General features: G+C 68.0%; 22 protein-coding genes. 8 read left to right on the top strand and 14 right to left on the bottom strand.

Annotated elements, in window-relative coordinates:
- Window positions 1–22 precede the first annotated feature (22 nt).
- Entirely contained in the window at window positions 23–1,744 is a 1,722-nt protein-coding gene (poxB, locus tag C3Y15_RS09135) for a ubiquinone-dependent pyruvate dehydrogenase (protein ID WP_069239889.1), read from the bottom strand.
- Between the two features lie 366 nt (window positions 1,745–2,110).
- Window positions 2,111–2,611 carry an Lrp/AsnC family transcriptional regulator gene (locus tag C3Y15_RS09130; protein ID WP_011881271.1) on the bottom strand — a complete coding sequence of 167 codons (501 nt, stop codon included), beginning with the start codon at window positions 2,609–2,611 and terminating at the stop codon, window positions 2,111–2,113.
- A gap of 188 nt (window positions 2,612–2,799) precedes the next feature.
- Here C3Y15_RS09130 and C3Y15_RS09125 point away from each other — a divergent pair, with 188 nt between their 5' ends.
- A complete protein-coding gene (locus C3Y15_RS09125; RefSeq protein ID WP_011881270.1) occupies window positions 2,800–3,816 on the top strand; it encodes a 1-aminocyclopropane-1-carboxylate deaminase in 1,017 nt (338 codons plus the stop codon).
- A 54-nt stretch (window positions 3,817–3,870) separates the two neighbouring features.
- Here C3Y15_RS09125 and C3Y15_RS09120 read toward each other — a convergent pair whose 3' ends face one another.
- The 4 genes from C3Y15_RS09120 to C3Y15_RS09105 all read right to left on the bottom strand — a co-directional run bounded on the left by C3Y15_RS09120 (window position 3,871) and on the right by C3Y15_RS09105 (window position 11,724).
- The gene (locus C3Y15_RS09120) at window positions 3,871–7,251 is read right to left on the bottom strand and encodes an ATP-binding protein (protein ID WP_059462837.1); all 3,381 of its coding nucleotides are present in this window, start codon (window positions 7,249–7,251) and stop codon (window positions 3,871–3,873) included.
- Window positions 7,252–7,344: 93 nt separating this feature from the next.
- Window positions 7,345–8,019, bottom strand: coding sequence for a response regulator (locus tag C3Y15_RS09115; RefSeq protein ID WP_124259668.1), 675 nt, complete (start codon window positions 8,017–8,019; stop codon window positions 7,345–7,347).
- A 334-nt stretch (window positions 8,020–8,353) separates the two neighbouring features.
- Window positions 8,354–8,542: a hypothetical protein gene (locus C3Y15_RS09110; protein WP_085954502.1), complete on the bottom strand. Its 189-nt coding sequence runs from the start codon at window positions 8,540–8,542 to the stop codon at window positions 8,354–8,356.
- Between the two features lie 116 nt (window positions 8,543–8,658).
- Window positions 8,659–11,724 carry an ATP-binding protein gene (locus C3Y15_RS09105; RefSeq protein ID WP_069246569.1) on the bottom strand — a complete coding sequence of 1,022 codons (3,066 nt, stop codon included), beginning with the start codon at window positions 11,722–11,724 and terminating at the stop codon, window positions 8,659–8,661.
- A 638-nt stretch (window positions 11,725–12,362) separates the two neighbouring features.
- Between C3Y15_RS09105 and C3Y15_RS09100 the strand changes: the two genes are divergently transcribed.
- The 3 genes from C3Y15_RS09100 to atsR are packed head-to-tail and all read left to right on the top strand — an operon-like array spanning window position 12,363 to window position 15,611.
- Window positions 12,363–13,238 (top strand): helix-turn-helix domain-containing protein, encoded by an 876-nt coding sequence (locus tag C3Y15_RS09100; protein WP_014724356.1) that lies wholly within the window; start codon window positions 12,363–12,365, stop codon window positions 13,236–13,238.
- Window positions 13,239–13,286: 48 nt separating this feature from the next.
- Entirely contained in the window at window positions 13,287–13,787 is a 501-nt protein-coding gene (locus C3Y15_RS09095; RefSeq protein ID WP_045578308.1) for a molybdopterin-dependent oxidoreductase, read from the top strand.
- Window positions 13,788–13,796: 9 nt separating this feature from the next.
- Window positions 13,797–15,611, top strand: coding sequence for a hybrid sensor histidine kinase/response regulator AtsR (atsR, locus tag C3Y15_RS09090; protein WP_069246570.1), 1,815 nt, complete (start codon window positions 13,797–13,799; stop codon window positions 15,609–15,611).
- A gap of 17 nt (window positions 15,612–15,628) precedes the next feature.
- Here the strand turns inward: atsR and C3Y15_RS09085 are convergent, their stop codons facing one another.
- Both C3Y15_RS09085 and C3Y15_RS09080 read right to left on the bottom strand, forming a co-directional pair.
- Window positions 15,629–16,048 (bottom strand): secondary thiamine-phosphate synthase enzyme YjbQ, encoded by a 420-nt coding sequence (locus C3Y15_RS09085; RefSeq protein ID WP_014724354.1) that lies wholly within the window; start codon window positions 16,046–16,048, stop codon window positions 15,629–15,631.
- Between the two features lie 10 nt (window positions 16,049–16,058).
- Window positions 16,059–16,385 (bottom strand): thioredoxin family protein, encoded by a 327-nt coding sequence (locus tag C3Y15_RS09080; protein ID WP_011881262.1) that lies wholly within the window; start codon window positions 16,383–16,385, stop codon window positions 16,059–16,061.
- Window positions 16,386–16,626: 241 nt separating this feature from the next.
- On the opposite strand from C3Y15_RS09080, the gene C3Y15_RS09075 reads away from it, so the two are divergent.
- A complete protein-coding gene (locus C3Y15_RS09075; protein WP_011881261.1) occupies window positions 16,627–16,959 on the top strand; it encodes a DUF2322 family protein in 333 nt (110 codons plus the stop codon).
- A 115-nt stretch (window positions 16,960–17,074) separates the two neighbouring features.
- Here C3Y15_RS09075 and C3Y15_RS09070 read toward each other — a convergent pair whose 3' ends face one another.
- The gene (locus tag C3Y15_RS09070) at window positions 17,075–17,644 is read right to left on the bottom strand and encodes a hypothetical protein (RefSeq protein WP_045578476.1); all 570 of its coding nucleotides are present in this window, start codon (window positions 17,642–17,644) and stop codon (window positions 17,075–17,077) included.
- Window positions 17,645–17,826: 182 nt separating this feature from the next.
- Window positions 17,827–18,285 (bottom strand): Lrp/AsnC family transcriptional regulator, encoded by a 459-nt coding sequence (locus C3Y15_RS09065; protein WP_009691375.1) that lies wholly within the window; start codon window positions 18,283–18,285, stop codon window positions 17,827–17,829.
- Between the two features lie 126 nt (window positions 18,286–18,411).
- Between C3Y15_RS09065 and C3Y15_RS09060 the strand changes: the two genes are divergently transcribed.
- Complete coding sequence (locus tag C3Y15_RS09060; RefSeq protein WP_011881258.1) at window positions 18,412–19,149, top strand: AzlC family ABC transporter permease; 738 nt, start codon at window positions 18,412–18,414, stop codon at window positions 19,147–19,149.
- Window positions 19,142–19,441, top strand: coding sequence for an AzlD family protein (locus C3Y15_RS09055; protein WP_085954519.1), 300 nt, complete (start codon window positions 19,142–19,144; stop codon window positions 19,439–19,441). Before C3Y15_RS09060 ends, C3Y15_RS09055 begins: the two co-directional genes overlap by 8 nt.
- A gap of 159 nt (window positions 19,442–19,600) precedes the next feature.
- On the opposite strand, the gene C3Y15_RS09050 is transcribed toward C3Y15_RS09055, so the two are convergent.
- From C3Y15_RS09050 to C3Y15_RS09035, 4 genes are all read right to left on the bottom strand, one after another.
- Window positions 19,601–20,428 (bottom strand): SDR family oxidoreductase, encoded by an 828-nt coding sequence (locus C3Y15_RS09050; RefSeq protein WP_059462834.1) that lies wholly within the window; start codon window positions 20,426–20,428, stop codon window positions 19,601–19,603.
- 69 nt (window positions 20,429–20,497) lie between these two features.
- On the bottom strand, window positions 20,498–20,965 hold the full coding sequence (locus tag C3Y15_RS09045; protein WP_059462833.1) for a cupin domain-containing protein: 468 nt from the start codon (window positions 20,963–20,965) through the stop codon (window positions 20,498–20,500).
- Between the two features lie 131 nt (window positions 20,966–21,096).
- On the bottom strand, window positions 21,097–22,449 hold the full coding sequence (locus C3Y15_RS09040; protein ID WP_059458507.1) for a pyridoxal-dependent decarboxylase: 1,353 nt from the start codon (window positions 22,447–22,449) through the stop codon (window positions 21,097–21,099).
- A 19-nt stretch (window positions 22,450–22,468) separates the two neighbouring features.
- Window positions 22,469–22,768 carry a helix-turn-helix domain-containing protein gene (locus C3Y15_RS09035; protein ID WP_011881253.1) on the bottom strand — a complete coding sequence of 100 codons (300 nt, stop codon included), beginning with the start codon at window positions 22,766–22,768 and terminating at the stop codon, window positions 22,469–22,471.
- A 257-nt stretch (window positions 22,769–23,025) separates the two neighbouring features.
- On the opposite strand from C3Y15_RS09035, the gene C3Y15_RS09030 reads away from it, so the two are divergent.
- On the top strand, window positions 23,026–24,039 hold the full coding sequence (locus C3Y15_RS09030; RefSeq protein ID WP_069239876.1) for a hypothetical protein: 1,014 nt from the start codon (window positions 23,026–23,028) through the stop codon (window positions 24,037–24,039).
- Window positions 24,040–24,199: the final 160 nt, after the last annotated feature.

The raw sequence follows: 24,199 nt of genomic DNA, 5'->3' as shown, positions 1-24,199 counted from the left end.
CGCCGCGCCCCCACCCCGCCCCTCAGCGCAGATTTGTCCGCGCGAGTTCCACGATCTCGTCGCCGCGACCGCTCAGGATCGCGCGCAGCATGAACAGGCTGAAGCCCTTTGCATGCGCGAGTTCGATCTTCGGCGGCATCGCGAGCTCGTACTTCGACGTGACGACGTCGACGAGCGCCGGCCCGTCGTGCTCGAACGCGCTGCGCAGCGCTTGAGCGACGTTCTCCGAATGCTCGACGCGCACGCTGAAGATCCCCGCGCCTTTCGCGATCGCCGCGAAATCGGTCGCGCTCAGATCGACGTTGGTGTCGAGATAGCCGGCGGCCTTCAACTCCATCGACACGAAGCCGAGCAGGCTGTTGTTGTACACGACGACCTTGATCGGCAGATTGAGCTGGCGCGCGGTCAGCAGATCGCCGAGCAGCATCGACAGCCCGCCGTCGCCGGACAGCGACACCACCTGCCGCCCCGGATGCGCGCCCTGTGCGCCGAGCGCCTGCGGCATCGCGTTGGCCATCGAGCCGTGATTGAACGACCCGTGCAGCTGCCGCTTGCCGTTCATCGTCAGGTAGCGCGCGGCCCATAGCGTCGGCGTGCCGACGTCGGCCGTGAAGATCGCGTCCTCCCCAGCGATTTCGTCGACGAGCTTCGTCAGATACTGCGGATGGATCGCGCGGCCCGGCGGCTCCGGCACGGCGAGATCGTCGAGGCTCTTGCGGGCGGCCGCGTAGTGCTTCAGCGCGTTCTCCAGGAAGTGCCGCTGCGTCTTGCGCGTGAGGCGCGGCAGCAACGCCGCGATCGTCTCCTTCACGGTGCCGACGAGCCCGAGCGCGAGCGGGGCGCGGTGGCCGAGCTGCGAGCCCTTCCAGTCGATCTGCGCAATCTTCGCGTGGGCCGGATAGAACGGCCGATACGGAAAGTCGGTGCCGAGCATCAGCAGCGTGTCGCACGACTCCATCGCGTGATAGCCGGAGCTGAAGCCGATCAGCCCCGTCATCCCGACGTCGAACGGGTTGTCCCATTCGACGAACTGCTTGCCGCGCAGCGCATGCACGACCGGCGCGCCGAGCATGTCGGCGAGCGCGACCACTTCGTCGTGCGCGCCCTGCGTGCCGCTGCCGCAGAGCAGCGTCACCGCGTCCGATTCGTTGAGCAGCGCCGCGAGCCGGTCGAGATCGGCGTCCGCGGGGAGGATCGACGGCGGCGCCGATACGCTCCACGATGGCGGCTCCTGCGGGCCGTCGCCGAGCGCAATGTCGCCCGGCAGCACGATCACCGCGACGCCGCGCTCCTCGATCGCGGTGCGCATCGCGCGCGCGAGCACGCGCGGAAACTGCGACGCGTTGGTTACGAGTTCCGCGAAATGGCTGCACTCGCGGAACAACTCCTGCGGGTGCGTCTCCTGGAAGTAGCCGAGGCCGATCTCGGTCGACGGAATGTGCGCCGCGATCGCGAGCACCGGCTGGTGGTTGCGATGGCAATCGTACAGGCCGTTGATCAGGTGCAGGTTGCCCGGCCCGCAGCTGCCGGCGCACACGGCGAGACGTCCGCTCGACGCGGCGTCCGCGCCGGCCGCGAATGCCGCGCTTTCCTCGTGCCGCGTATGCATCCAGCGGATCGAGCCCATCTGGGCGAGGCTGAACGACAGCCCGTTCAGGCTGTCGCCCGTCACGCCCCAGATGCGCTCGACGCCCGCTGCCGCCAGCGTCTTCGCCAGGTATTCCGCCATTGTTTGTCCAGCCATGGTGCCCTCGCTCGTTGATGGTCGTCGCACGAATGAATGATCCGGCTCGCGGCGGCACCGGCCGCCGCCGGGTCGAGCATACGCGAACGCCCAATTACGCGTCGTGACGGTGCGTGCGGGCCGCCGGCATGCGGCGGCGGCGTGATGACGGGCCATGCGGCGCTGTCGCGGCGGCCGGGCGCGGACGGCGTTAGCGTTGCGCGGCGGAAGCCACGCCGCGCTATATCGGCAACGCGTGCGTCGACAGGATTTCCTTGAGCACGATGGACGAGCGGTCCTGGCGCACGATGGTCGTTCCGTCGCTGTCGCTGTCGCGGCGGGCGGATGCGGGCGGCATTCGCACCGCGCGGCGAACGTCACGCGCCGCTATATCGGCAGCGCGTGCGTCGACAGAATTTCCTTGAGCACCATGAACGAGCGCACCTGGCGCACGCCGGGCAGATACAGCAGTTGCTCCGCATGCAGCCGATTGAAGCTCTCGTTGTCGCGCGTGCGGACCAGCATGAAGTAGTCGAATTCGCCCGTCACCACGTGACATTCGACGCATCCCGACACCTTCTGCGCAGCCTTCTCGAACGCGGCGAACGCTTCGGGCGTCGAGCGGTCGAGCACGAAACCGATCACGACCAGCATCCCGGCGCCGAGCGGCTTCGGGTCGAGCAACGCAACGATGCCGCGGATCAACCCCATCTCCTTGAGCCGCTCCACGCGCCGCAGGCACGCCGGCGCGCTCAGCTTCACGCGCGCGGCGAGGCGCACGTTCGAGATCGACGCGTCCTGCTGCAGTTGCTTGAGGATCGCGCGGTCGATGCGATCGAGCGCCGGCGCGGCATCGACGGGCGACGCGCGACCACGAGTTAATTTCATTGCGCCTCCTGGCGTTTTTACGAATCAGAATTGCTCCACGCATTGCAGTTTGAATGATAACGTAGGCCAACGCCCATTTACTTCGCAAGCTCATTTCTCGCGCTCTTGCCTATCATTTTTCGATCAGCGCGCGGCACAACACGCATCACGCCTCCGCGCTTCCGCCCACCGTCCTTCGGAGCCCGTCGATGAACCTGCAACGTTTTCCCCGCTACCCGCTCACGTTCGGCCCGACGCCGATCCAGCCGCTCAAGCGCCTGAGCGCGCACCTCGGCGGCAAGGTCGAGCTGTATGCAAAGCGCGAGGACTGCAACAGCGGTCTCGCGTTCGGCGGCAACAAGACGCGCAAGCTCGAATACCTGATCCCCGATGCACTCGCGCAAGGCGCCGACACGCTCGTGTCGATCGGCGGCGTGCAGTCGAATCAAACGCGCCAGGTCGCGGCCGTCGCCGCGCATCTCGGGATGAAGTGCGTGCTCGTGCAGGAGCACTGGGTCAACTACGACGATCCGGTCTACGATCGCGTCGGCAACATCCAGTTGTCGCGCATGATGGGCGCCGACGTGCGGCTCGTCGCCGACGGCTTCGACATCGGCATTCGCCGCAGCTGGGAAGATGCGATGGAAAGCGTCCGGCAGGCCGGCGGCAAGCCCTATCCGATTCCGGCCGGCTGCTCCGAGCATCCGCTCGGCGGGCTCGGCTTCGTCGGCTTCGCAGAGGAGGTGCGCGAACAGGAGGCGCAGCTCGGCTTCCGGTTCGATTACGTCGTGGTGTGCTCGGTGACCGGCAGCACGCAGGCGGGGATGGTGGTCGGCTTCGCGGCCGACGGACGCGCGGATCGCGTGATCGGCATCGACGCATCGGCAACGCCCGAGCGCACGCGCGAGCAGATCACCCGCATCGCGCGGCATACGGCCGAACTGGTCGAACTCGGCCGGCCGATCGCAGACGCGGACGTCGTGCTCGACACGCGCTACGCGGGCCCCGAGTACGGGTTGCCGAACGACGGCACGCTGGAGGCGATCCGGCTGTGCGCGCGTCTGGAAGGCGTGTTGACGGACCCCGTCTACGAAGGCAAATCGATGCACGGGATGATCGACATGGTGCGTCGCGGGGAATTCGAGCCGGGATCGAAGGTGCTGTATGCGCATCTCGGCGGAGTGCCTGCGCTGAGCGCCTACGCGGAGATCTTTCGCGACGGCTGAGCGGTGCGAGGCGCGTCGTGTCGCGAGCCGCCGACGCGTCGCGCCCCACTTGCTTCACGCGGGCTCGCTCCCTGTTCCCGAGCCGGCTGCACGCAGACGCTCGGCCGACCGCTCGATGGCCGCGCGACACGCCGGCCATGCCGCCCGCAGCGCGGCGGTTCGGCCCTGCGAGAAGATCCGCTCGGCATGCGCGCAAGCGGCGCCAGCGACGATATCGCCGGCCAGCGCGAAACCGCCGCGCATCGAATGCAGCTCCACGCGGATGCGCTCGACGTCTCCGCGCGGCAGCGCGTCGTCGATCAATGCCAGAGACAGCAGCGTCGCGGTCCGCAAATTCTCGCGGATCTCGTCGGTCATCGGCGGTATCGGCCGGTCGCCCGAATCGGCAGAATCGCCCGTAGACGACCGGGCCGCCGCAGCGCGCCTCGCGTGCCGCGTCAGCACCGCGTCGAGCGCATCGATCGACAGCGGCTTGAGCACCACTTCCACCGCACCGGCCTGCGCGCAGCGGCGACGGTCTTCGTCCGTGGCATGCGCGGTCATCGCGATCACCGGCACGTTTGCACCCTGTTCGCGCAGGCAATTCGCGAGCGCGAAGCCGTCGAGTTCGGGCATGCCGAGATCGGTCAGCACCACGTCGAACGGCCGCGCGAAAAACGCGCGCATCGCTTCGATGCCGTTCGACACCAGCGTCGCATCGCAGTGCAGCGCGTCGAGCTGGTCGCGCAGCAAGGCGCGGCTCGCCGGATGATCTTCCGCGACGAGCACGCGCAGCGGCGTTTCGACGTCGGCGCTGCATGCCGGTGCCGGGGGCTGCACCGGTGAGAGCGCCGACGTGCGGGCATGGGTTTCTATCGGTTTGGGAGTCGCTGCGGGGCGGCTCGTTGCATTCGTAGGTGTGGCAGCGGCCCTCGTTGCGGCCGCCATTGCGTCGGCTCCGGTTCTCTTGGCTTCTGTTCCGCTGGCTCCAGTTGCCTCGGCTTCCGTTCCCTCCGCGCCAGTTCCGTCGGCTTCCGTTCCCGTGGCCCCAGTTCCATCGGCTCCAATTCCGTCGACCCGAGCCGCGTCGGCTCCCGTTACCTCAGCCTCAGTTGCCTCAGCGCCGGCCACCTCCGCGCGACGCGCCCCGGCCCCTTTCGCGCCGCTCGCCCTTGCATCAACCGCTGCGCGCCCCCGCAACGGCGCATCGGCCAGCGGCAGCGATGCCGTAAACACGGCGCCCGCCCCCGGCCGGCTTTCGACCGTCACGTCGCCGCCCATCAGCCGTGCGAGACGCCGGCACAGCGGCAACCCGAGCCCCGTGCCGCCGAAGCGCCGGTAAATCGACGCATCGGTCTGCACATAGACGTCGAACAACGTCGGCATGCTGTCCGGCTCGATGCCGATGCCCGTATCGCGCACCACGATTTCCACACCGCGCCCCGGCACGGCTGCCGGCAGCGCTTCGACCGTCACGCTGCCATGCTCGGTGAACTTGATCGCGTTGCTGACGAGGTTCGAAACGATTTGCCGCACGCGGGCCGGATCGCCGACGTACCCGTCGCCGAGCCCGGCCGCGATCACGCATTCGAGCCGCAGATGCTTCGCGTCCGCGAGCGCACGAAAAATCGCCGCAACTTCGTGCAGCACCGCGCGCAAATCGAACGGAACGGCTTCGAGCGCCATCTGGTTCGACTCCGCCTTCGACAGGTCGAGCACGTCGTTGATGGTGTGCAGCAACGCATCCGACGACGACATCACCGTCTGCAACCGTCGCCGTTCCGCCAACGGCAATTGCGCGCGCGCCATCAATTCGAGATTGCCGACGATCGCGTTCAGCGGCGTGCGGATCTCGTGGCTCATCGTCGCGAGGAACGTCGATTTCGCCTTGTTCGCATCCTCGGCCGCGGTGCGCGCCTCCTTCAGCTTGTCTTCGGTCAGCTTGCGCGCGGTGACGTCGGTCAGCGTGCACAGCAGCACGTCGACGCCGTGGAACATCGTCCGTACGACCTGCAATGCCAGATAAACCTTGCCGTGGTCCGCTTGCTCGACCGCCAGTTCGTGCTGCATCACGTCGAGCCGACCGTCGCCGGCCGCCGCGCGCTCGCGGTACGCGTCCCAGATGCGCTTGCCGAGCCGCTGGCCGCCCGCGCCGCCGTCGTACGCGCGCACCGCGTCGTTGTGCACCATCGTCTCGCCGTCCGCCGCCGACAGCAGCAACAAACCCGCGGGCGCATGACGGGCCAGCGTGCGGTTGAACGCCTCGCTCTCGATCAGGCGGATCGCACGCCGATGCGCGGGGCGCAGCGCGCGACGATCGAACAGCACGATCGCCGACCACAGCAGCACGATCCCGAGCAGCGCCGCGCCGAACGTGATGCCCAAGCCGACACGCATCTCCCGCACCATGCTGCGCCACGAGAAGCTCGTCATCATCACGAGGCCTGTGCCCGGCAGGCGATCGTAGACGACGAAGCGCGCGCCGACGCGCCGCACCGCGACGTGATCGCCGAGCGGCGCGCGCGCGTCGTGCAACGCGCGCTCGATCATCGACCGGTCGCGCTCGCGTCCGAACACGATGTCATGGCGCGCGTCGACGATCGCAACGTCTTCGTCGTCGGAACGCGGCGCCATCACGTCGTCGACACGATGCAAGCCGTTGATCACCAGCCAGCCGAACGGCCGGCCGGCCGCATCGTCGAGCCGGCGCGCGAAGCGCATGACGACCCGGCCCGACAGCGGATCGAGGCGTCGATCGAACACGAACGGACGGCTCTGCATCAGCGTCTTCTGCCGTGCGATGCCGGTCGGCATCAGCCCGTCGATCAGCGTGTGCAGGTCGGTGCCGGGCTCGAGCGTGTGCGCGCGCGGCACGAGTTCGGTGCCGAGCACGGCCAGAAACGGCGCATCGAGCCCGATCAGATAGCCACCGAGCGGTTCGCCGCCGGACACGAGCGCCGGCGGCAGCACGTGCCCGGATCGATCGTCCTGCCGGACCAGACCGAACAGCGCGCCGAGATAGCGCGCATACGATGGTGCGGGACGATCCGGCGTGAGCCGCGCGAGCGCGAGCAGCGTCTCGCTGCCGTCGCCGTTGCTCGCACCCAGCACGCCGCCGGCAGCAGAGAATTGCGCGAGCGCATCGGCAGACGGCCGCGCGCCCTGATTCCACAGCTGCTCGATCCTGCCGCCATAGGTCGCGAGCACCATGTCGGCCATCTCCAGCGTGCGGGAGAATTGCGCCTTGCGATAAAGGAACGTCAAACGGGCCTGCGCGCGATAGTCCTGCACGTCGAGCCGCGTGACGAGCAGCGCGCACATCAGGATGAACAGCGTCACCGCGAAGCCGCCGCCGTACAGCAGCAACTGCTGGTAGCGACGCGCGCGGCCGGGCTCGAACGGCTTGCGCCCCGCATTCGCGACCTGACTCGCGATGCGCTTCAGCTCGGCTGGCATGGGCGCTCCTTTACGCTGAACCGGAAGCCGAAGCCGAAACCACCGGCCGGGATGCGCCGCCGAATCGGCATCGTCGCAGCACGCATGCGGCGACTACGCATCGCTTACGGGTGCATCCGCACCGCCCGCATCCGGAAGCTCGCGTTCGCTCGCATAGCGAATCAGGTCCGCGTCGCGCACGATGCCGAGCTTCTTCATCGCGCTCGACTTCTGCGAGCTGATCGTCTGCTTGCTGCGATGCAGCTGGACGGCAATCTCACCCACCGTCAGCCCGGCCCCGTACAACCGCACGACCTCGATCTCGCGCGCCGTCAGCGTCCGCGCGCCGGTCGGCGCTTCGGTGCAGGTCAGCAATTGCTTGACGACGGGAGACACATAGTTCGCGCCGACGTAAGCCGCATGCACCGCGCCCACCAGATGCGAAATCGCGTCGGACTTGCTGAGGATGCAGCCGACGCCCTGCCGTTGAATCGCATGCAGCACGCTCGGGTTGTCGATCATCGTGATCGTCACGAGATGCAGCGCCGGATAGCGCCGTTGCAGAAACGACAGCAACACGAGCCCATCGCCGTACTTGCCGCCCGGCATCACATAGTCGACGACCAGCACGTCGGCCTGCTGCGCGTCGAGCATTTCCACCAGATCGGTCGAATTCGAGACAGTGCCGAACAACCGGATCGTGCTGCTCCCAGCGAGCGCCTGGGACATCCCGAGTGCTGACGCCGGATGATCGTCCGCCACCAACACTCGCACAAAAAATTCATCCATCTGCGTTCTTCTCCCGATACAGGCGCTCGACCTGCGATGTCGCACAATGCGTCGCAATTCGAATCGATTCCGCAACACGGTTCGTGTTACGGCCTTCGGCGGACCGAGCGGCGCGCGGTCCAATTCTAAAATAACGGGTGCGCCGCGCTTTGCGCCAACCGCACCTCGCGGCCTGCCGCAGCGAGGATCGCCACACGAACCCGTCGCGAGGCGAGATGACCGCGCAGGGCGTTGCGCCACGATCCGCCGCCGCTCGACGCTCGCGCAAAACCGATCGGCGGCGCCGACGACGCCGTCGATCCAACGTGCTGCGCGACACGATCGCCAGCAGTCGCTAATGTCCGGACACCGGCTCGTCCGGCTGCCCCGCTCGTTCGCCCGCGGCGTGCTGCCACTCGGCAATGACGCGCCGCCGCTGCGCCGGCGACATCATCATGAATTCGTTCAGCCTGGTCAGGAAATCCCGACGGGACTTCTCCGGCAACGTCGCGAACGCAAGCAGCAGCCCGAACACCTTTCCCATATAGCGCACGGCCGTACCCTTCCTTCAGTCGAAATCACACCGCACCCGCACGACGCGGCGTGTCTGCCTTCGATGATCGACGCCGACGGTCTGTGCCGCCGTGACGCGTCGGTTTCTTATCTTCCCGACATATCCGCGGTTGCCCGCGCCTTACCAACCACACAACGCTCGTTCATTGCGCCCACCAGCACACCGATCCCGCGCCGGCGTGCGATCCGCGTCAGACTGCGGCGCAGATCGGCGAGCATCACCGGCTTCGTCAATACGCAGTCCACCTTCACCGCGGCATAAAGCCTGGCGTCGTCGGGGCCCAGATGGGACGCGACGACGATCACGTCGCACGGCAGCGCGCGCGCATGGACGGCTTCCACCAGCTCCCGAGCGAGCATGTCGGGAAGCTCCGCGGCGATCAGCAGCACGTCCCAGTCGCCGCGCGCGAGCATGTCGAGCGCGGCCGCGCCGGACGACACGCAGTCGAACGGACTGCCGAGCACAGCCAGCTGCTCGAGGAAAATCGAGCCGTTGATCGCGGCATCGTCGGCGACCAGCACGCGCGGCAACGACTCCGCTGGCGCCGTCGCAGCCGCGTGCGGATCGGCAATCGGCGCATGCGGCGACTCGCCGCCGGCCCTCAGCGTGCGCTCGAGCGCCATGCGCAGCCCGTTCACCGAGTAGCTCGATACGCGAATCGTGCGGCCAGCGACATCCGGTTGCAGCGGGCCATCGGGCGTTGCCAGCACGATCGGCGTGTCGTGCCCGGCCCGGTCCAGTTCGTCGCGCCGCCATCGGTCGGCATCGCCGACGAGCACCAGCGCACGAGCGCGCGCGACGAGCTCGGCCGCGATCCCGACCGGGCTCGCGTGTACCGCGACATCGAAACCCCATGCGCGCAGATGCGCGGACACGAACTTGCGCCAGGCCTCGTCCTGCGACACGACGAGTACCACGTGGCCGCGGCTCGCGTCGAGCGGGCGTGTCGGCGCGATGTCGGCCTGCAGCGGCAGATGAACGCTGAAGACGCTGCCCACCTGCGGCGTGCTGTCGACCGACAACGTGCCGCCCATCGCCGTCACCAGCCGATCGCACAGCGCCAGCCCGAGCCCCGTGCCGCCGTAGCGGCGCGTGATCGATGCGTCGACCTGCGAGAACGGCTTGAACAAACGCGCGCGTTGCGTGGGCTCGATGCCGATGCCGGTGTCCTCGACGCTCAGTTCGACCTCGGGCACGCCGCGCGCATCGGGCCACACTGCGACGCGCGCGGCGATATGGCCTTCGCTCGTGAACTTGATCGCATTGCTCAGCAGGTTGCCGAGCACTTGGGCGAGCCGCGTCGGGTCGCCGCGCATGCGCTGCTCGACGCTCGCGTCGATCTCGACGAACAGCGGCAGCCCTTTCGCCTTCGCGATCGGCGCGAACGCGGCGAGCTGCTGCTCGATCACCGCGATCAATTCGAACTCGATCGACTCGACCGACATCGCGCCGGCCTCGATCTTCGAAAAATCGAGGATGTCGCTGACGATCGCGAGCAGCCCCTCGGCCGACGCGCGCAGCGTGCGCACGCGGCTCTGCTGCGACGCGTCGAGCGCGGTGCGCTCGAGCAGCTCCAGGTTGCCGAGGATCACGTTCAGCGGCGTGCGGATCTCGTGGCTCGTCGCCGCGAGGAACGACGACTTCGCCGCGTTCGCGGAATCCGCCGCGCGCACCGCTTCCTCGAGTTGCTGCACGAGCCGGCGCTGGGCGGTCGTGTCGGTGAATACGGCGATCAGCACGTCCTCGCCCTGATAGCGCGCCGCGTGCGCGATGATTTCCAGATGCAGCGGCGCATCGCCGTGAGCGTCGACCGCGAGCTCCGTCACCAGCGTGCGGCCGCGCCCGCCGTCGGCGACGAACGCGTCGTATCGCTCGAGCACGCGGGCCGACAGCGCGTGGTGATCGCCGCCGTGCGGCAGCAGCATCTGCACGAGTGCGTCGCTCGCGAGCATCACGCGCCGGTCGGACAACGACACGAGGCCGATGCCGACCGGCGCCATCGCGATCACGCTGCGGCACAGCGCTTCGCTGTCGAATACGCGCGCGGAGCGCGCGTAAACCGGCGCGAGCACGCGCCGGTGAAAGCGTACGAGCAGCAGCCACATCACGGCGATCGTCACGAGCGTCGCCGCGGCGAGCACCGCGGCCTGCACGCCGACGCCCAGGACGACGTCGCCCCACGACAGCACGTACGCGACGGTCCAGCCGGTCGTCGCGAGCCGGCTGCGAAATACGATCGAGCCGCTGCGAAACAGCGGCTCGCCGAGCGACTCGTCGCCGCGGGCGACGTCGAGCGCGAGCAGGCGCGCGTTCAGCGCGCCGGTGTGCTCGACGGCCGGGTCGATCGCGATGAGCCGGTTGTCCGCCGACGCCACGAAGAACCGGCCGGCCAGGCCGCGATCCGGCAGCCACGACAGCAGGTACTCCGGTGCGTATTCGGTGACGAGCACCGCGAACGCGCCGCCGCCCGCGCGGGCCTGGGCGGCGATGCGGATGCGCGAGCGGCCCGTCACGGGGTCGACATAAGGCGGCAGCCAGCGCACGCTCGGCCGGCCATCGCTCTGCGCGGGCATCGGCCCGTCGAAATCGACGTGCAGCGCCGCGAGCAATTGCGCGCGCGTGCGCGCGGTCGCGAGCGCCGGGTGGTCGCGCGCCGGGCGCGGCACGATGCCGAATACGCCGGTACGCGTACTGTAGTGATAGCCCTCGACCGTGCATGCGCGATTGTCCGCACTCGTCGCGCACAGGTGCGGCAGCATGAACGACAGCGCCAGATAGCGCGCGACCTCGTCACGCTGCGCGGTCTGGCCGGGCACGCCGACCACGAGCGATTGATACGGTGTGACCGCGAGTTCCTGGCCGTGTGTGAAAAAAGTGTCGACGACATCGGCAGGCGCCGGCGCCGTCTCGCTCCAGATCAGCTGCGCATTCATCACGTCGTTGACGAATGCGGTTTCGGCGACCTGCAGCTCCTCGGCGGTCTCGTCGACGCCGTTCAGGAAATTGCGCCGCTCGGCGTCCAGATAGCCGTACACGATCGACGAGATGCCGAGCCCGCAGGCGATCAGGATCAGGATCGTGACGACGATGCCGCCGCCGAACATCGAAATGCTCTGATAGCGGCGAATGAACTGGAGCGTGCTGTTTTGCATGGCGCGACGTGACGACGCCCGGGCGGCGGACTCGCGGCGCAACGGCGGCCGCGCCCGGCATGTCGACGGATAGATTCGGATGACGAATGCCGATCATGCCAAATGACGACGCGGAAATCCGTCGCGGATTATCCTTTTAGTACACGTACGACTCGTTCGAACGTTCGTTTTGAACTTGAACGATATTTCGTCGTCAAGTCGCCGGTGGGGCGGATCGGACGGGACCGATCGCGTGGTCGAATCGCGCGCGCACGCGCGTCGCTGCGCGTCACCGTGAACGTCGGCGAAGAATGCGTACTGCGAAGCGCACGCCGGCGCACGCGGCATGCGGTGCGCGCGCAGCGGGTGTGCGCGCGGCGGGGCGAATACAATTCACCCACGCCGACACGCAGTCCCAGCTTTTCTCAGGCTCTCTCAGGCTCTCTTCGGATTGTTTTGTCACCTGCGCAACGCCGGCTTCGCCGTGTCGATTGGTCGACATTCGGACTCCAAACCTGACGCAACAAACAATAGTGACGCGGTGGGCAATAATAATCGAGATAAATGCCATGTCAAGGCGTATCTCGAATTAAAAGTTTGCATACCACGTCACTTTTGAATATGCTCTCGGTCGCTCAACCGCAGGAGACCCCTTCGAGATGTCCAATAGCGAGCAGGTCAACGTCGATCTCATCACCGCAACCAAGGTGCGCGATCTGCTGACGCGCAACGGTGTTCCGCCGCGCAGCCACAACACGACGATCGCCAACGTGCTGGGCCTCAGCTTCTCGGTCGTCACGCGCAAGATGAAAGGGCTGATCCCGTGGAACCTGTCGCAGCTGCAGGACATCGCGACGCACTTCGGCGTGCCGCCCGCGATCCTGCTCGACGACAAGGGCACGCAGCCGGCCGCCGCCGAGATGGTCGATGCGACGCTCGTGATCGCGTCGCGCCGCTTTCGCTGCCGCGCCGCGATCTCTGCGAAGGCGAGCAGCCAGATCGACACCGATTTCGTCGCGCTGCAATGGCAGGGCGAATGGATCGTCACCGAACGCGAGCACGCGCGCGAAGGCCGCACCTATCCGGTCGACGTCATCGAGCTGCGCTCGAGCCAGCCGACCGTCTATGCGGCGCGCATCGCCGTGGTCGACGATTCGGTGGACGTGGCCGAGACGGTGTGCGAGTACTTCCTCGAAAAGGGCGTCAACGCGATTCCGTACCACGACGGCGCATCGTTTCGCAAAGCGCTGGAAGTCGAGGATTTCGACGCGTACATCCTCGACTGGATGCTCGGCGACCAGACCGCCGCCGAGCTCGTGCGCGGCATTCGCTCGAGCGAGAACGGCGACGCGCCGATCTTCCTGCTGACCGGCAAGATCTCCACCGGCGAAGCGAGCGAGGACGAGATCGCGCACATCGTGTCGCACTACAACGCGCGCTGCGAGGAGAAGCCGGTGCGCCTGCCGATCCTGTTCGCCGAAGTGGCGCGCGAACTGAAGATCACGCTGCCGGCCGCCGCCGCGCCCGCGAACTGACATCCGGCGCAAGCCGGCCCTCACGCGAACCCGCCCCAAGGAACAGCCATGCGAATCTCGACCCTCTGGATGAAGACCCTGCTCACGGCCGGCCTGCTCGGCATGTCCGTCGCGTGCTGGGCCGCGTCGTTTACGTTCACCGTCGACGGCGACATCGGCCGCAGCAACCAGCCCGGCAAGACCACCTACGTGTTCTCCGAGCAGGCGCTGATGGCGCTGCCGCAGTACACGATCGTCACGTCGACGAGCTGGACGCCGAAGGCGTCGTTCACCGGCCCGCGCCTGTCCGACGTGCTGAAGACGGTCGATGCGCACGGCACGCAGATCGAGTTCCGCTGCATCGACGAATACACGTTCACGATTCCCGTGTCGGACGCCGACAAGTACGGCGTGATCCTCGCGCGCACGATGAACGGCAAGGTGCTCGGCAACGACAACTACGGCCCGTTGTGGATCATGTACCCGCGCGACGACTATCCGGACGAGCTCAAGACGCCGCTCGGCGAAGCGAAGTTCGCATGGCAGATCATCGGCCTGACCGTGAAGTAAGCGCACGACATGATGCGCGGGCAATGGAAGAACCGTAAGCTCATCCTGGTCCTCGGATCGCTGTGGCTGCTGGGCTTCGCGGCGTGGGCGTTCCTGTTGTGGGACCTGCTCGCGACGTCGGTCAACGAGGGCGTGCTCGAAGGCCCGCGTGAAGGCGTGTTCTGGACGGCCGCGCAATACCGCAACGCGTATACGCGCTTCGAGCGTCAGCTGATCCTCTACGCGACGCACGAGGACGACGACTTCGATCGCGTGCAGATGCAGCTCGACAGCCTGTCGGTATCGTTCGGCTTCCTGCAGCGGCCGTCCGAAGTGTCCGAATACTGGCTGCGCATTCCACGCGCGCGCGACGAGATCGCCGAGCTCGGCGCCTTCATGGCGCGCCTCAAGCACGACGTGCCGCTGCTGCGCACGGCGCCGCACGACGACGCACGCCGCATGATCGACGACGTCAACACGTACTGGCCGAAGGTCAACGGCCTCGCGAACTACTTCCGCGCGATCGAGATGGCGCAGCGCGACTTCACGTTCCATCAGCTCAAGGAACGGCAGCGCGCGATTCTCGCGCTCGGCATCATCCTCGGCGTGATCCTGTGCGCGCTGTTCCTGCTGCTGTTCTACACGATGCGCACGCGCGACAACCTGCTCGCGCGGCAGCGCGCGGCGCTCGATGCCGAACGCAAGGCGTCCGAGCGTGCGTTCGAGATGATCGAGGCGAAGAACGCGTTCCTCGGGATGGTCAGCCACGAACTGCGCACGCCGCTGCAGGCGATCTGCGGGTCGATCGAGATCCTGCTCGCGCGGCCGCAGTCCGACGCGAACCTGAAGACGATCCGGCGGCTGCAGAACTCTGCGTCGTCGCTCGAGGCGCTCGTCAAGGACCTGACCGACTACATCAAGCTGCGCTCGACCAAGCGCCTCGCCGAAGCCGAAACCGTCGGCATCGCGTCGTTGCTCGCCGAGGTGCTCGATCCGTTGCGCGCGAAGATCGCGGCGAAGCGGATCGCCGTCACGCAGCGCGTCGAGCCGCACGATCTGGCGATCCGCTCGGATCGGAAGCTGTTGCGGCAGGTGCTGTCGAACCTGATCGAGAACTCGGTGAAGTACACCGTCGGCGGATCGGTCGACGTGTCGGTCACGCTGGTCGACGCGCCGGCCGGGCGGCAATTGAAGCTGGTGGTGCGCGACACCGGCGCCGGCATCGCGCGGCAGCATCTGCCGAAGATCTTCGAGCCGTTCTACCGCGCGAACGACGCGGTCGGCCTGCACGTCGACGGCATCGGGATGGGGCTCGCCGTCGTGCGCGAAATCGTGACGACGCTGCGCGGCCATGTGGACGTGCGCAGCGTCGTCGGCGAAGGCAGCGAGTTCGTCGTGACGCTGCCGGCCGAGACGCCCGACGCCGGCGACGCGGCCGGCGACACGCCCGCGTGGCCCGCCGCCGCCGCGCATCGCAACCGCCGCGCGCTGGTGGTCGACGACAACGACAATGCGCGCGAAACACTCGGCGCGATGCTGTCGGCGCTCGGCATCGACGCCGATCTGTGCGGCACCGGCCACGAAGGCGTCGCGCGCTTCGGCGACGCGCATTACGACCTGGTCGTGCTCGACCTCGAGTTGCCGGACCTGAGCGGCTTCGAAGTCGCGCAGCGCATCCGCGCGGCCGCCCAGCCGGACGACGACGGCAGGCTCGTGTCGATCGTCGGCGTCAGCGCGTACGAGGCGGCGGCGCTGCGCGAGAACCCGCAGGCATTCGATGCGTTTCTGCCGAAGCCCGTGCATCTGCACGAACTCGGCGCGCTCGTCGACACGCTGTCCGGCTGACGGCGGTACGCCCGCGCCTATTCGCCGATCAGATGCAGCACGATATCGCGCCGGTGCGCCGCACGGCGATGCTCGAACAGGTAGATGCCCTGCCACGTGCCGAGCACCATGCGGCCATGTTCGACCGGGATCGACAGCTGCACCTGCGTGAGTGCGGTGCGCAGATGCGCGGGCATGTCGTCGGATCCTTCGGTGTCGTGCTCGTAACGCGTGTCGTCCTCGGGCGCGAGCGTCGCGAAGTAGCGTTCGAGATCGCGCTGCACCGACGGATCGGCATTCTCCTGGATCAGCAGCGATGCCGACGTGTGGCGGCAGAACACGGTGAGCAGGCCGGTGCGGATCGCTTGCTGGTCGACGAACGCACGCACCTGCGGCGTGAATTCGACGAGGCCGCGGCCGCGCGCTTCGACGGCGATGTGCGTGATGGTCTGTTGCATGTCGACGGCCTCAGGCGAGTGCGGCGAAGCCGTCGGCTTCGATCTGCGTGGCGTCGGCCGGACGCACGACACGCGCGACTTCGACGCCGTCGCGCAGGAACACCAGCGTCGGCCACAGCTTCACGCCGAACGAACGGCCGAGCGGGCGGCCGGGGCCGTCCTCGATCTTGAGATGCCGCACGGCAGGATGCGCGGCGAACGACGCGGCGATCGCGGGCTGCGCGGCCGCGCAGATGCCGCACCAGTTCGCGCCGAATTCGATGACGGTGGCACCGGTCAGTGCGTCGACTTCCGCGCGCGTCGGCGCGTTGGCGGTGTAGCGTTGCTCGGTTTCCATCGAGGCCCTCGTGTGCATTGGCGGAACGGGGCCGCCGCGTGCCGGCGTGCGCGGCACGAGCGGCCGGTGATTTCTTACTGTAGCGGAAAAGCGCGCGGGATGCCGGCGGCGGGCGGGCCGGCGCGCCGGTCGATCCGGATGAGGCGAGACGGGCGATCCGCTGACGCGCCCCGTTCTGCGGGATAGCGATCGGATAAGATACGGCCCGATTGGCCCATGACCGAACCGACGGAGTGTTTCAGTGATTCAACCGACCGCAGTATTCAAGGACAACCTCGCGCAACTGCCGGCCATCGACGGCATCGCACGCATCGACCTCGTCGGCGCGAACGGCGAGGTAGTCGCCAGCATCGAGAACCAGCCGGGCAAGCAAGGCTCGCTCGCCGTGTACAACTATCTGCAGCAGGCGTTCGGCACGCTCGACGCGAAAGCGGCCGAACACGGCCTCGCAGTGTTCGGCGAGCATACGGCCGATGCACGCAACCGCCCGGGCGCCCACCCGAACGTCGATCGTCTGCTGGCGATCGTCGCGGGCGGCGAAGCGCTGCGCATCGACGTGATCGCGCAGCACTGAGCGCGCAACGACGTAACGGCGGGTGCGCGAAGCCGGCTTCGGGCACCCGCCGTTACGCAGCCGCACGCCGCCACGCGCGGCGGCATGCGGCAACGGGCGAACCCGCGCGCGATCCTCAGCGATTCGCGCCGAGCGCCACGCGCAGCCGCTCCATCAGCGCCGTGTAGTGACGCAGCACGTCGGCCTTGTCGGTCACGTTCGCGGTCGCGAAGCGCTCGACCCATGCCGGTTTCCATTCGTACGCGCCGTGCACGCTGCGGTCGCCATCGGGCGCGTGGATCAGCGAACGAATCCGCGCGTCGCGGCCGGGCCCCGTGTGCATTTCGAACAGCGCGTGGATGAACGTGTGATACGCGTCGTAGACGTCGTCGTCGAACAGATAGCGATAGATGTGGAACGTGCGGTCCAGTTCGCGCTTCGCGCGGATCACGTCGTCCGGCGAGATGTCCTTCCAGTAGCCGATCCACGTGTAGAAGCACAGCAGCGCATTGAGCTGCGGCGCGACCGTGTCGTACAGCGCGAGCCGTTTCTCGATCAGCCGCTGGTTGGTCCACTGCACGAGCTCGAGCCGCTTCAGCCGGCGCGCGACGAGCCAGCCGAGGCACGCGACCGACAGCGGCGTCAGCACGCCGAGCACGAGCTTGACGATTTCCAGCGAATTCCACGGATCGTTGAGTGGCTGCATGACGGGCTCGACCAGAAGAACGCACCGCGCGGCGATCGTCGCGCGATGACGGTTAGTTGCCGGTGCAGCCGACGCGCGCATCGGCCGCGACGCGGCGAAACGAAACTGCATCGACAGTGTAGCGGGCGATCGTCACCGGCCGATGACGAAACGGCGATGCGGCGCGGCGCGTCCGCCGTGCGCTACGTCGGCAGCGCCGACGTGAGCTTCACCTTCTGCATCGGGATGTCGGTCTTCACGCTGAGGACGCCGGGGATGCGCGTCAGGTACTCCATCTGGAAGCGCCGGTAATCGTCGATGTCCGCCGCCACGACGCGCAGCAGAAAATCGCAATCGCCGGCCATCAGATGACATTCGACGACCTCCGGCATCTGCTGGACGGCGTCGGCGAAGCGATTCACGGACTCCGCGTCCTGCCCCTTGAGCCACACGCGCGTGAAGATCGTCAGCCCCTTGCCGACCTTCGCCGGGTTCAGCACCGCCACGTACTTCTCGATCACGCCGGCTTCCTCGAGCAAGCGCACGCGCCGCAGGCACGGCGACGGCGACAGCCCGACCTCGTGCGCGAGTTCCACGTTCTGCATGCGGCCGTCGCGCTGCAGAGCGCTGAGGATCCGTCGATCGATCGCATCGAGCTTCATTGGCATCCGATTCCAAAAAAATATCAAAACACGCGTTAAGTGCCAAATTCTCGGAAATATCTAGCTACAACGCAACCCGATTCGAGTCAAAAAAGCAGACAATCCCACTCCCCCGAAGGAGGAGTAATGAGCAGTAGCATTTCCACGTCGTCCGGGCTTCGCGACAAGCCCGCCTATGTCGCCGAGATGGGTCGCGGGCTGCGCGCGGCGCTGCCCGTCATGCTGGGTTTCGTGCCGTTCGCGCTGCTGCTCGGCGCGCAGGCGGCGCAAAAAGGGCTGAGCCCGTTCGAGGTGCCGATGATGACGGGCCTGAACTTCGGCGGCGGCTCCGAATTCGCGGCGATCCATCTGTGGACTTCGCCGCCGCACATCGCGCTGATCGTCGCGATGTCGTTCCTCGTCAATTCGCGCCACATCCTGATGGGTGCGGCGTTGGCACCGTACATCCGGCGTCTGCCGCGGCGCCGCGCGTTCGCCGCGCTGTTCTTCATGTGCGACGAGAGCTGGGCGATGTCGCTCGCCGATGCGCGCGCCCGATCGGCCTCGCACATCAGCGTGCCGTACTACGCGGGCATCTGCGCGGGGCTGTACCTGACGTGGATCTCGATGACGACGTTCGGCGCGGCGGTCGGCCCGACGATCGGCAACGTCGAGCAGTACGGCTTCGACATGGCGTTCACTGCCGTGTTTCTGGTGCTGCTGCGCGGCATGTGGAAGGGCGTGCGTGCGAGCCGCCCGTGGTTAGTGAGCCTCGTCGTCGCGGCCGCCACGCACATCGCGGTGCCGGGCGCGTGGTACGTCGCGGCCGGCGCGTGCGCGGGGCTGCTCGCCGCGCTGCTGTGGGAGCCGCACGATGCTGCCTGACGTCGCGACGGTCGCGACCATCGTGCTGATGGCGTCGACGACCTATCTGTCGCGCGTACTCGGCTATGTGCTGCTGCGCAACCGCACGCTGAGCCCGCGCATGGCGTCGGTGATGGAGAACGTACCCGGTTGCGTGCTGATTTCGGTGATCGCACCGGCGTTCGTGTCGACGCGGCCTGCCGATCTGGTCGCGCTCGCCGTCACGCTGGCCGCGGCGACGCGCCTGTCGATCCTGCCGACCGTCATCGCCGGGGTCGTGTCGGCGGGAGTGCTGCGGCAGTTGCTGGGGTAACGCGGTAACGCGGTGCGGGCTGCGGGCTCTGGTCGCTGCTACTCGGCTGCCCCGTTGCTTGTCGAAGCAAACCGAATGGTTGCGATCAGTACGCGCTCAAGGCGACGTCGCCGCGGCCACCGACACCGGTATCAAACGGCCTCGCCGCTCTCGCCCCCATCACGTCAGATTCAATCCCCCGTCGAGCATCACGATCTCGCCCGTCATGTAATCGGACGCGACGAGCATCGCGACGGTCTGCGCGATGTCATCCGGCGACGCGGCGCGACGCATCGGCGCGTGCTCGCGCCAGAGCCGCTGCGCATCGGTCCAGTCGGCCGTGAGCGGTGTGTCGACGAGCCCGGGCGCCACCGCGTTGACGCGGATCGCCGGCGCGAGCGTGCGCGCGAGCAATCGCGTCGTGTGATTGAGCGCGGCCTTCGCGGCCGCATACGGAATCGACGCGCCCTTCGGCCGTACCCCGGCATGCGAGCTGACGTTGACGACGCAACCGGCGCGCCCGCGCGACGCTGCATCGAGCAGCGCGGGCTGGGCGAGCGCCACGAGCCGGAACGGCGCGATCACGTTGATCTCGTGCATCTCGCGCCACACGTCGGGCGTCGCGGCCGCGAGATCGTCATGTGCGATCACGCGGCTCACGCCGGCGTTGTTCACCAGCACGTCGAGCCGGCCATGCACCGCGAGCGCATCGCGTATCAGCCGCACGCGCTCGGCATCGTCGGCGAGATCGGCCTGCACGTACGTGCCGCCGAGCTCCCGCGCCATCGCGCGCCCGGCGTCGACCGAACTGCGCGAATGCAGGATCACCGCATGGCCATCCGCCGCGAGGCGGCGCGCGATCGCCGCACCGATGCCCGACGTCGATCCGGTGACGAGCGCGACCGGCCGATGCACGCGCAGCGCGCGCGGCTCGACCGCGGTTTCGGTTTCGGTTTCGGTTTCGGTTTCGGAAAGCGGGTCGTTCAACGGCGGAAGCGGCGCGTCCATGGGATGCGATCCTGTCAGTGGCGTTCCCGCATCATAAGCGCGACGGCGGCCGCTGCGGGCAAGCGCGGCTTATAGCTGGCCGGGCAGTTCGACGAAATCCTCGAGCGCGCCCGCGACGTGAAGCCGCTTGCCGATTCTCGGATACTCGCACACGTCGTGTTCCAGGCGCTGCCCCATGATCAGCAGTTCGAGCGGCGCGGCGCCGGTGTTCTGCAACGTGTGCGCTTCGCCGCCGCGCGCAAAGCCGAGAAAATCGCCCGGCCCGATTTCGTACGCACGCTCGCCGATCGTGGCCGTGCCCGTGCCCGACAGCACGTACACGCATTCTTCCTCGTACAGATGACGGTGATATTCGGCCGATTCGCGACCGGGCGTCAGCGTCAGCAGGTGCGCGCCGATCTGCGTGAGGCCGGTCGGGTCGCCGAGCTGGCGTTTCAGGCGGACCGCATTGGGGTTCAGCGGATGCACTTCGCGCGCCGGTTCCATCTTCGCGATATCGGCGGCTTTCAACAGTGCCCTGGCAGGCGTCGGGGACATGGCAACCTCGTCGGCAGCAATGCAGCGGTTGAACGGGCTCGCCGAAGCGGCACGGCAAGCATGCGACGGTATTGTCGGACATTTTCGCGCACGCGCGCAGCGGTGCGCGCGGCCGCCCGCGCGGCGGTCGCTCAACGCACGTGCACGCCGCGCAACTGCGTCAGCAATGCGACGAGACGATCGACGTGTTCGTCCTGCGTGCGCCATGACGACACGCTGATGCGCAATGCGGGCCTGCCCTGCCACACGGTCTGTCCGAACCATACGGCGCCCGAATCCTGCGCGGCTCCGATGATGGCGATCGTTTCGTCGTCCGTGCCGGCTCGCACGAGCACCTGATTCAGCACCACGCGGTTCAGCACGTCGTAGCCGGCCGCGCGCAAGCCGTGGGCGACGCGCGCTGCCTGCGCGCAATGCCGCTCGATCATCGTCGCGACGCCCGCGCGGCCGAGCGCGCGCAGCGCTGCCCACACCGGAATGCCGCGCGCGCGCCGCGAGAACTCGAGGTTCAGGTTCTTCTGCGCGTCGTGCGCGCCGCTCAGGTAAACGGCGTCGCTGTTCATTGCGGTTGCGAGCGCCGCCGCGTCGCGGCAGATCACCATCGCGCCGTCATACGGCGTGTTCAGCCATTTGTGGCCATCGGTCGTCCAGCTGTCGGCGCCGTCGACGCCGTCGGTCAGCGCGCGCTTGGACGACGCCCGCGCCCACAGGCCGAATGCGCCGTCCACATGGACCCACGCACCGGCGGCCCTGGCGCGCGGAATCAGCGCCGCGAACGGATCGAACTCGCCCGTGTTGACCTCGCCCGCCTGCACGCAGAGTATCGTCATGTCGTCGAGCGGCGGCAGCTGCGCGGGATCGATGCGGCCGTGCGCGTCGACGGGCGCGACGATCAGGCGCTTCATCCCGAAGCCGAGCACGCGCAGCGCCTTCTTCACCGTGATGTGCGCGAGCTCGGACAGCACCACCTTGACCTCGGGCGCGCCGTTCAGCCCGTCCTCGTCGACGTCCCAGCCGTTGCGCGCGAGCAGCGCGCGCCGCGCGGCCACCAGCGCGACGAGCGTGCATGCCGTCGCGCTCGTGCCGAATCCCACCGCGCTGCCTTCGGGCAGCCCGAGGACGTCGACGATCCAGCGCGCAGCCTGCCGCTCGATCGTCGCGGCCACCGGCGAGTTCACGAACGACGACGCGCACTGATCCCATGCGAGCATCAGCCGTTCGGCCGCCGCCGCGGCCGGCAGCGTCGCGCCGATCACGAAGCCGAAGTAGTTCGGGCCGTTCGACGCAACGGTCGCGGGCGTGCCGCGCTCGTCCAGCAGCCGCAGCACGTCGTCGGCCGCACGACCCGTATCCGGCAGCGGCTCGTCGAACGCGGCGAGGCCGGCGAGCGCCGCCGCGTCGGGGTACGCGCGCCGTTCGGCGGTCGCGGCGAGATACGCGTGCGCACGCCGGTCGGCGTCGGCAAGCAGCGCGAGTTCATCCATGTCGTGGCCTCGATGAAGGTCAGAGTTGCAGCAGATCGCGGCCCAGCCGATGCAGCGCATCGTCGATCCGCTTGTAGTACGTGAACTTGCCGACGCGCGTCGCGCGCACCAGCCCCGCATCCGCGAGGATGCGCATGTGGCGCGTGGTCGTCGCCGGCGCGATGCCGAGCTTGTCGGTGATGTACGTGCAGCACACGCCGAGCTCGTCGAAGTCGCCGTGCGGCTGCGGCGGAAAATGCTTGCGCGGCTGCTTGAGCCAGCGCATCACGGCCAGCCGGCTTTCGTTGGCCAGTGCGCTGATGCGGATGACGTCGTCCATGGGGTCGGCCTCGGTTAACGTTTCGCATATTAGCTAAATGACGAAACGTCTGCAACGGCCCGTCGCGTGATCGGGCTGCGGCAGGCGCAGATGCGCTGCACCACGTTGCGGGACGATGCGGCACGGTGCGCGAAACCAACGGCACGTCCGCGCCGCTTTCCGTTTCCCGCGCTGACGTTCTACAGTTACGGGAACCGACCTGCACCGTTGCGCATCGCCCACGTGCCGCGATACACACCCGATTCCGAGGGACATCCATGCCGAGCATCATCGCCGGTTCCGCCGCCCTGCCGCCGAGCACCGTCGCCGCCGAAACGCGCATGGTGCGCGACGTCGCCACGCTGCGGCCGTCCGACTACCGGTCGGCCGACGGCACGGCGTGGGTCATCGCGACCATCACGCCGGCCGCCGACAGCGGCGCGCCGGTGACCGGCCCCACCTACTTCGACACCGCGACCCGCCAAACCGTCGCGGTACCCGATGCGCGCAGGCGCTATGCGAACCGCGGCACCTGGCAGGTCGTCGCGACGTCGAGCCCCGCGGTGCCGGCCACCGGCCGTTACGACTGGCTCACGCTCGCGTGGCTGCCGATCAACCGGCGGCCGCTGCCGCAAACGCCCGAGCATCTGTATTCCCCGTTCATCCACGGCGGCACGATCGTCTATCGATGGAATCCGGCAGCGCAAGGCGGCGAGCAGTTCGGCAACGTGCGGATGATCTTTCCGGCGTGGCAGCAGCCGGTGGCGGACGTGCTGCGCAGCGCACCCGACGACGCCGCGCAGTTGGCAGCGAGCGCCGCTGCACCGGCGCTCGAGCGCGTGGTGCACGACGACAATCCGATGCTCGCCGTCGTCGACTTCGGTACCGCGCTGCAAGAAGAACCGGCCGAGCGGATCGCCGCGCGTCTGCCGGCATTGTTGCGGGCGCGCGATTTGCACGAAGTGTCGGCGCTCGTGTTCCTGTGCATCGCCGAAGCGCGCGAAGCCGAGCGGCCGCGCCTCGTCGAAGCGATCAACGGGGCGATTTTCTCGATCGACGACGGCCCACGTCTGCTCGCGATCGCCTACGGCGCGTTCGCGGCCGGTCGCGCGAAGCAGCGTCCGTTCAGCGATGCCGCGCAGACCGCGCGCATCGGCGACGTGTTCGCCGCGTTGAAGCAGCGCACCACGGCACTCGGCGTGCCCGTCGGTCACGGCACGCCATGGGATGAGTTCTTCACGGCGTACCGGCTCGGCGGCACGTCGGCCGGCGTGGGCCGCGACATCCGGTAGTCAGGGCTGCGGCGCGAGCGCCGCGCGTATCGTCGGGCGCGCCGCCGCACAGCGGCGAACGCGACGTCGTCCTGAACGATCGCATCCGCCATTCGAGCGGCCGCCGCAACGCGGCGCAGGCCGCTCGATCACGACGGGAACCGCAAGCGCCGCGCCGGGT

This window comes from Burkholderia sp. B10 (genome assembly GCF_004368385.1).
GTDB classification, from domain to species: Bacteria; Pseudomonadota; Gammaproteobacteria; order Burkholderiales; family Burkholderiaceae; genus Burkholderia; species Burkholderia vietnamiensis.
Note: the sequence above shows the minus strand (reverse complement) of the source record. Positions and strands in the feature narration are given on the sequence as shown.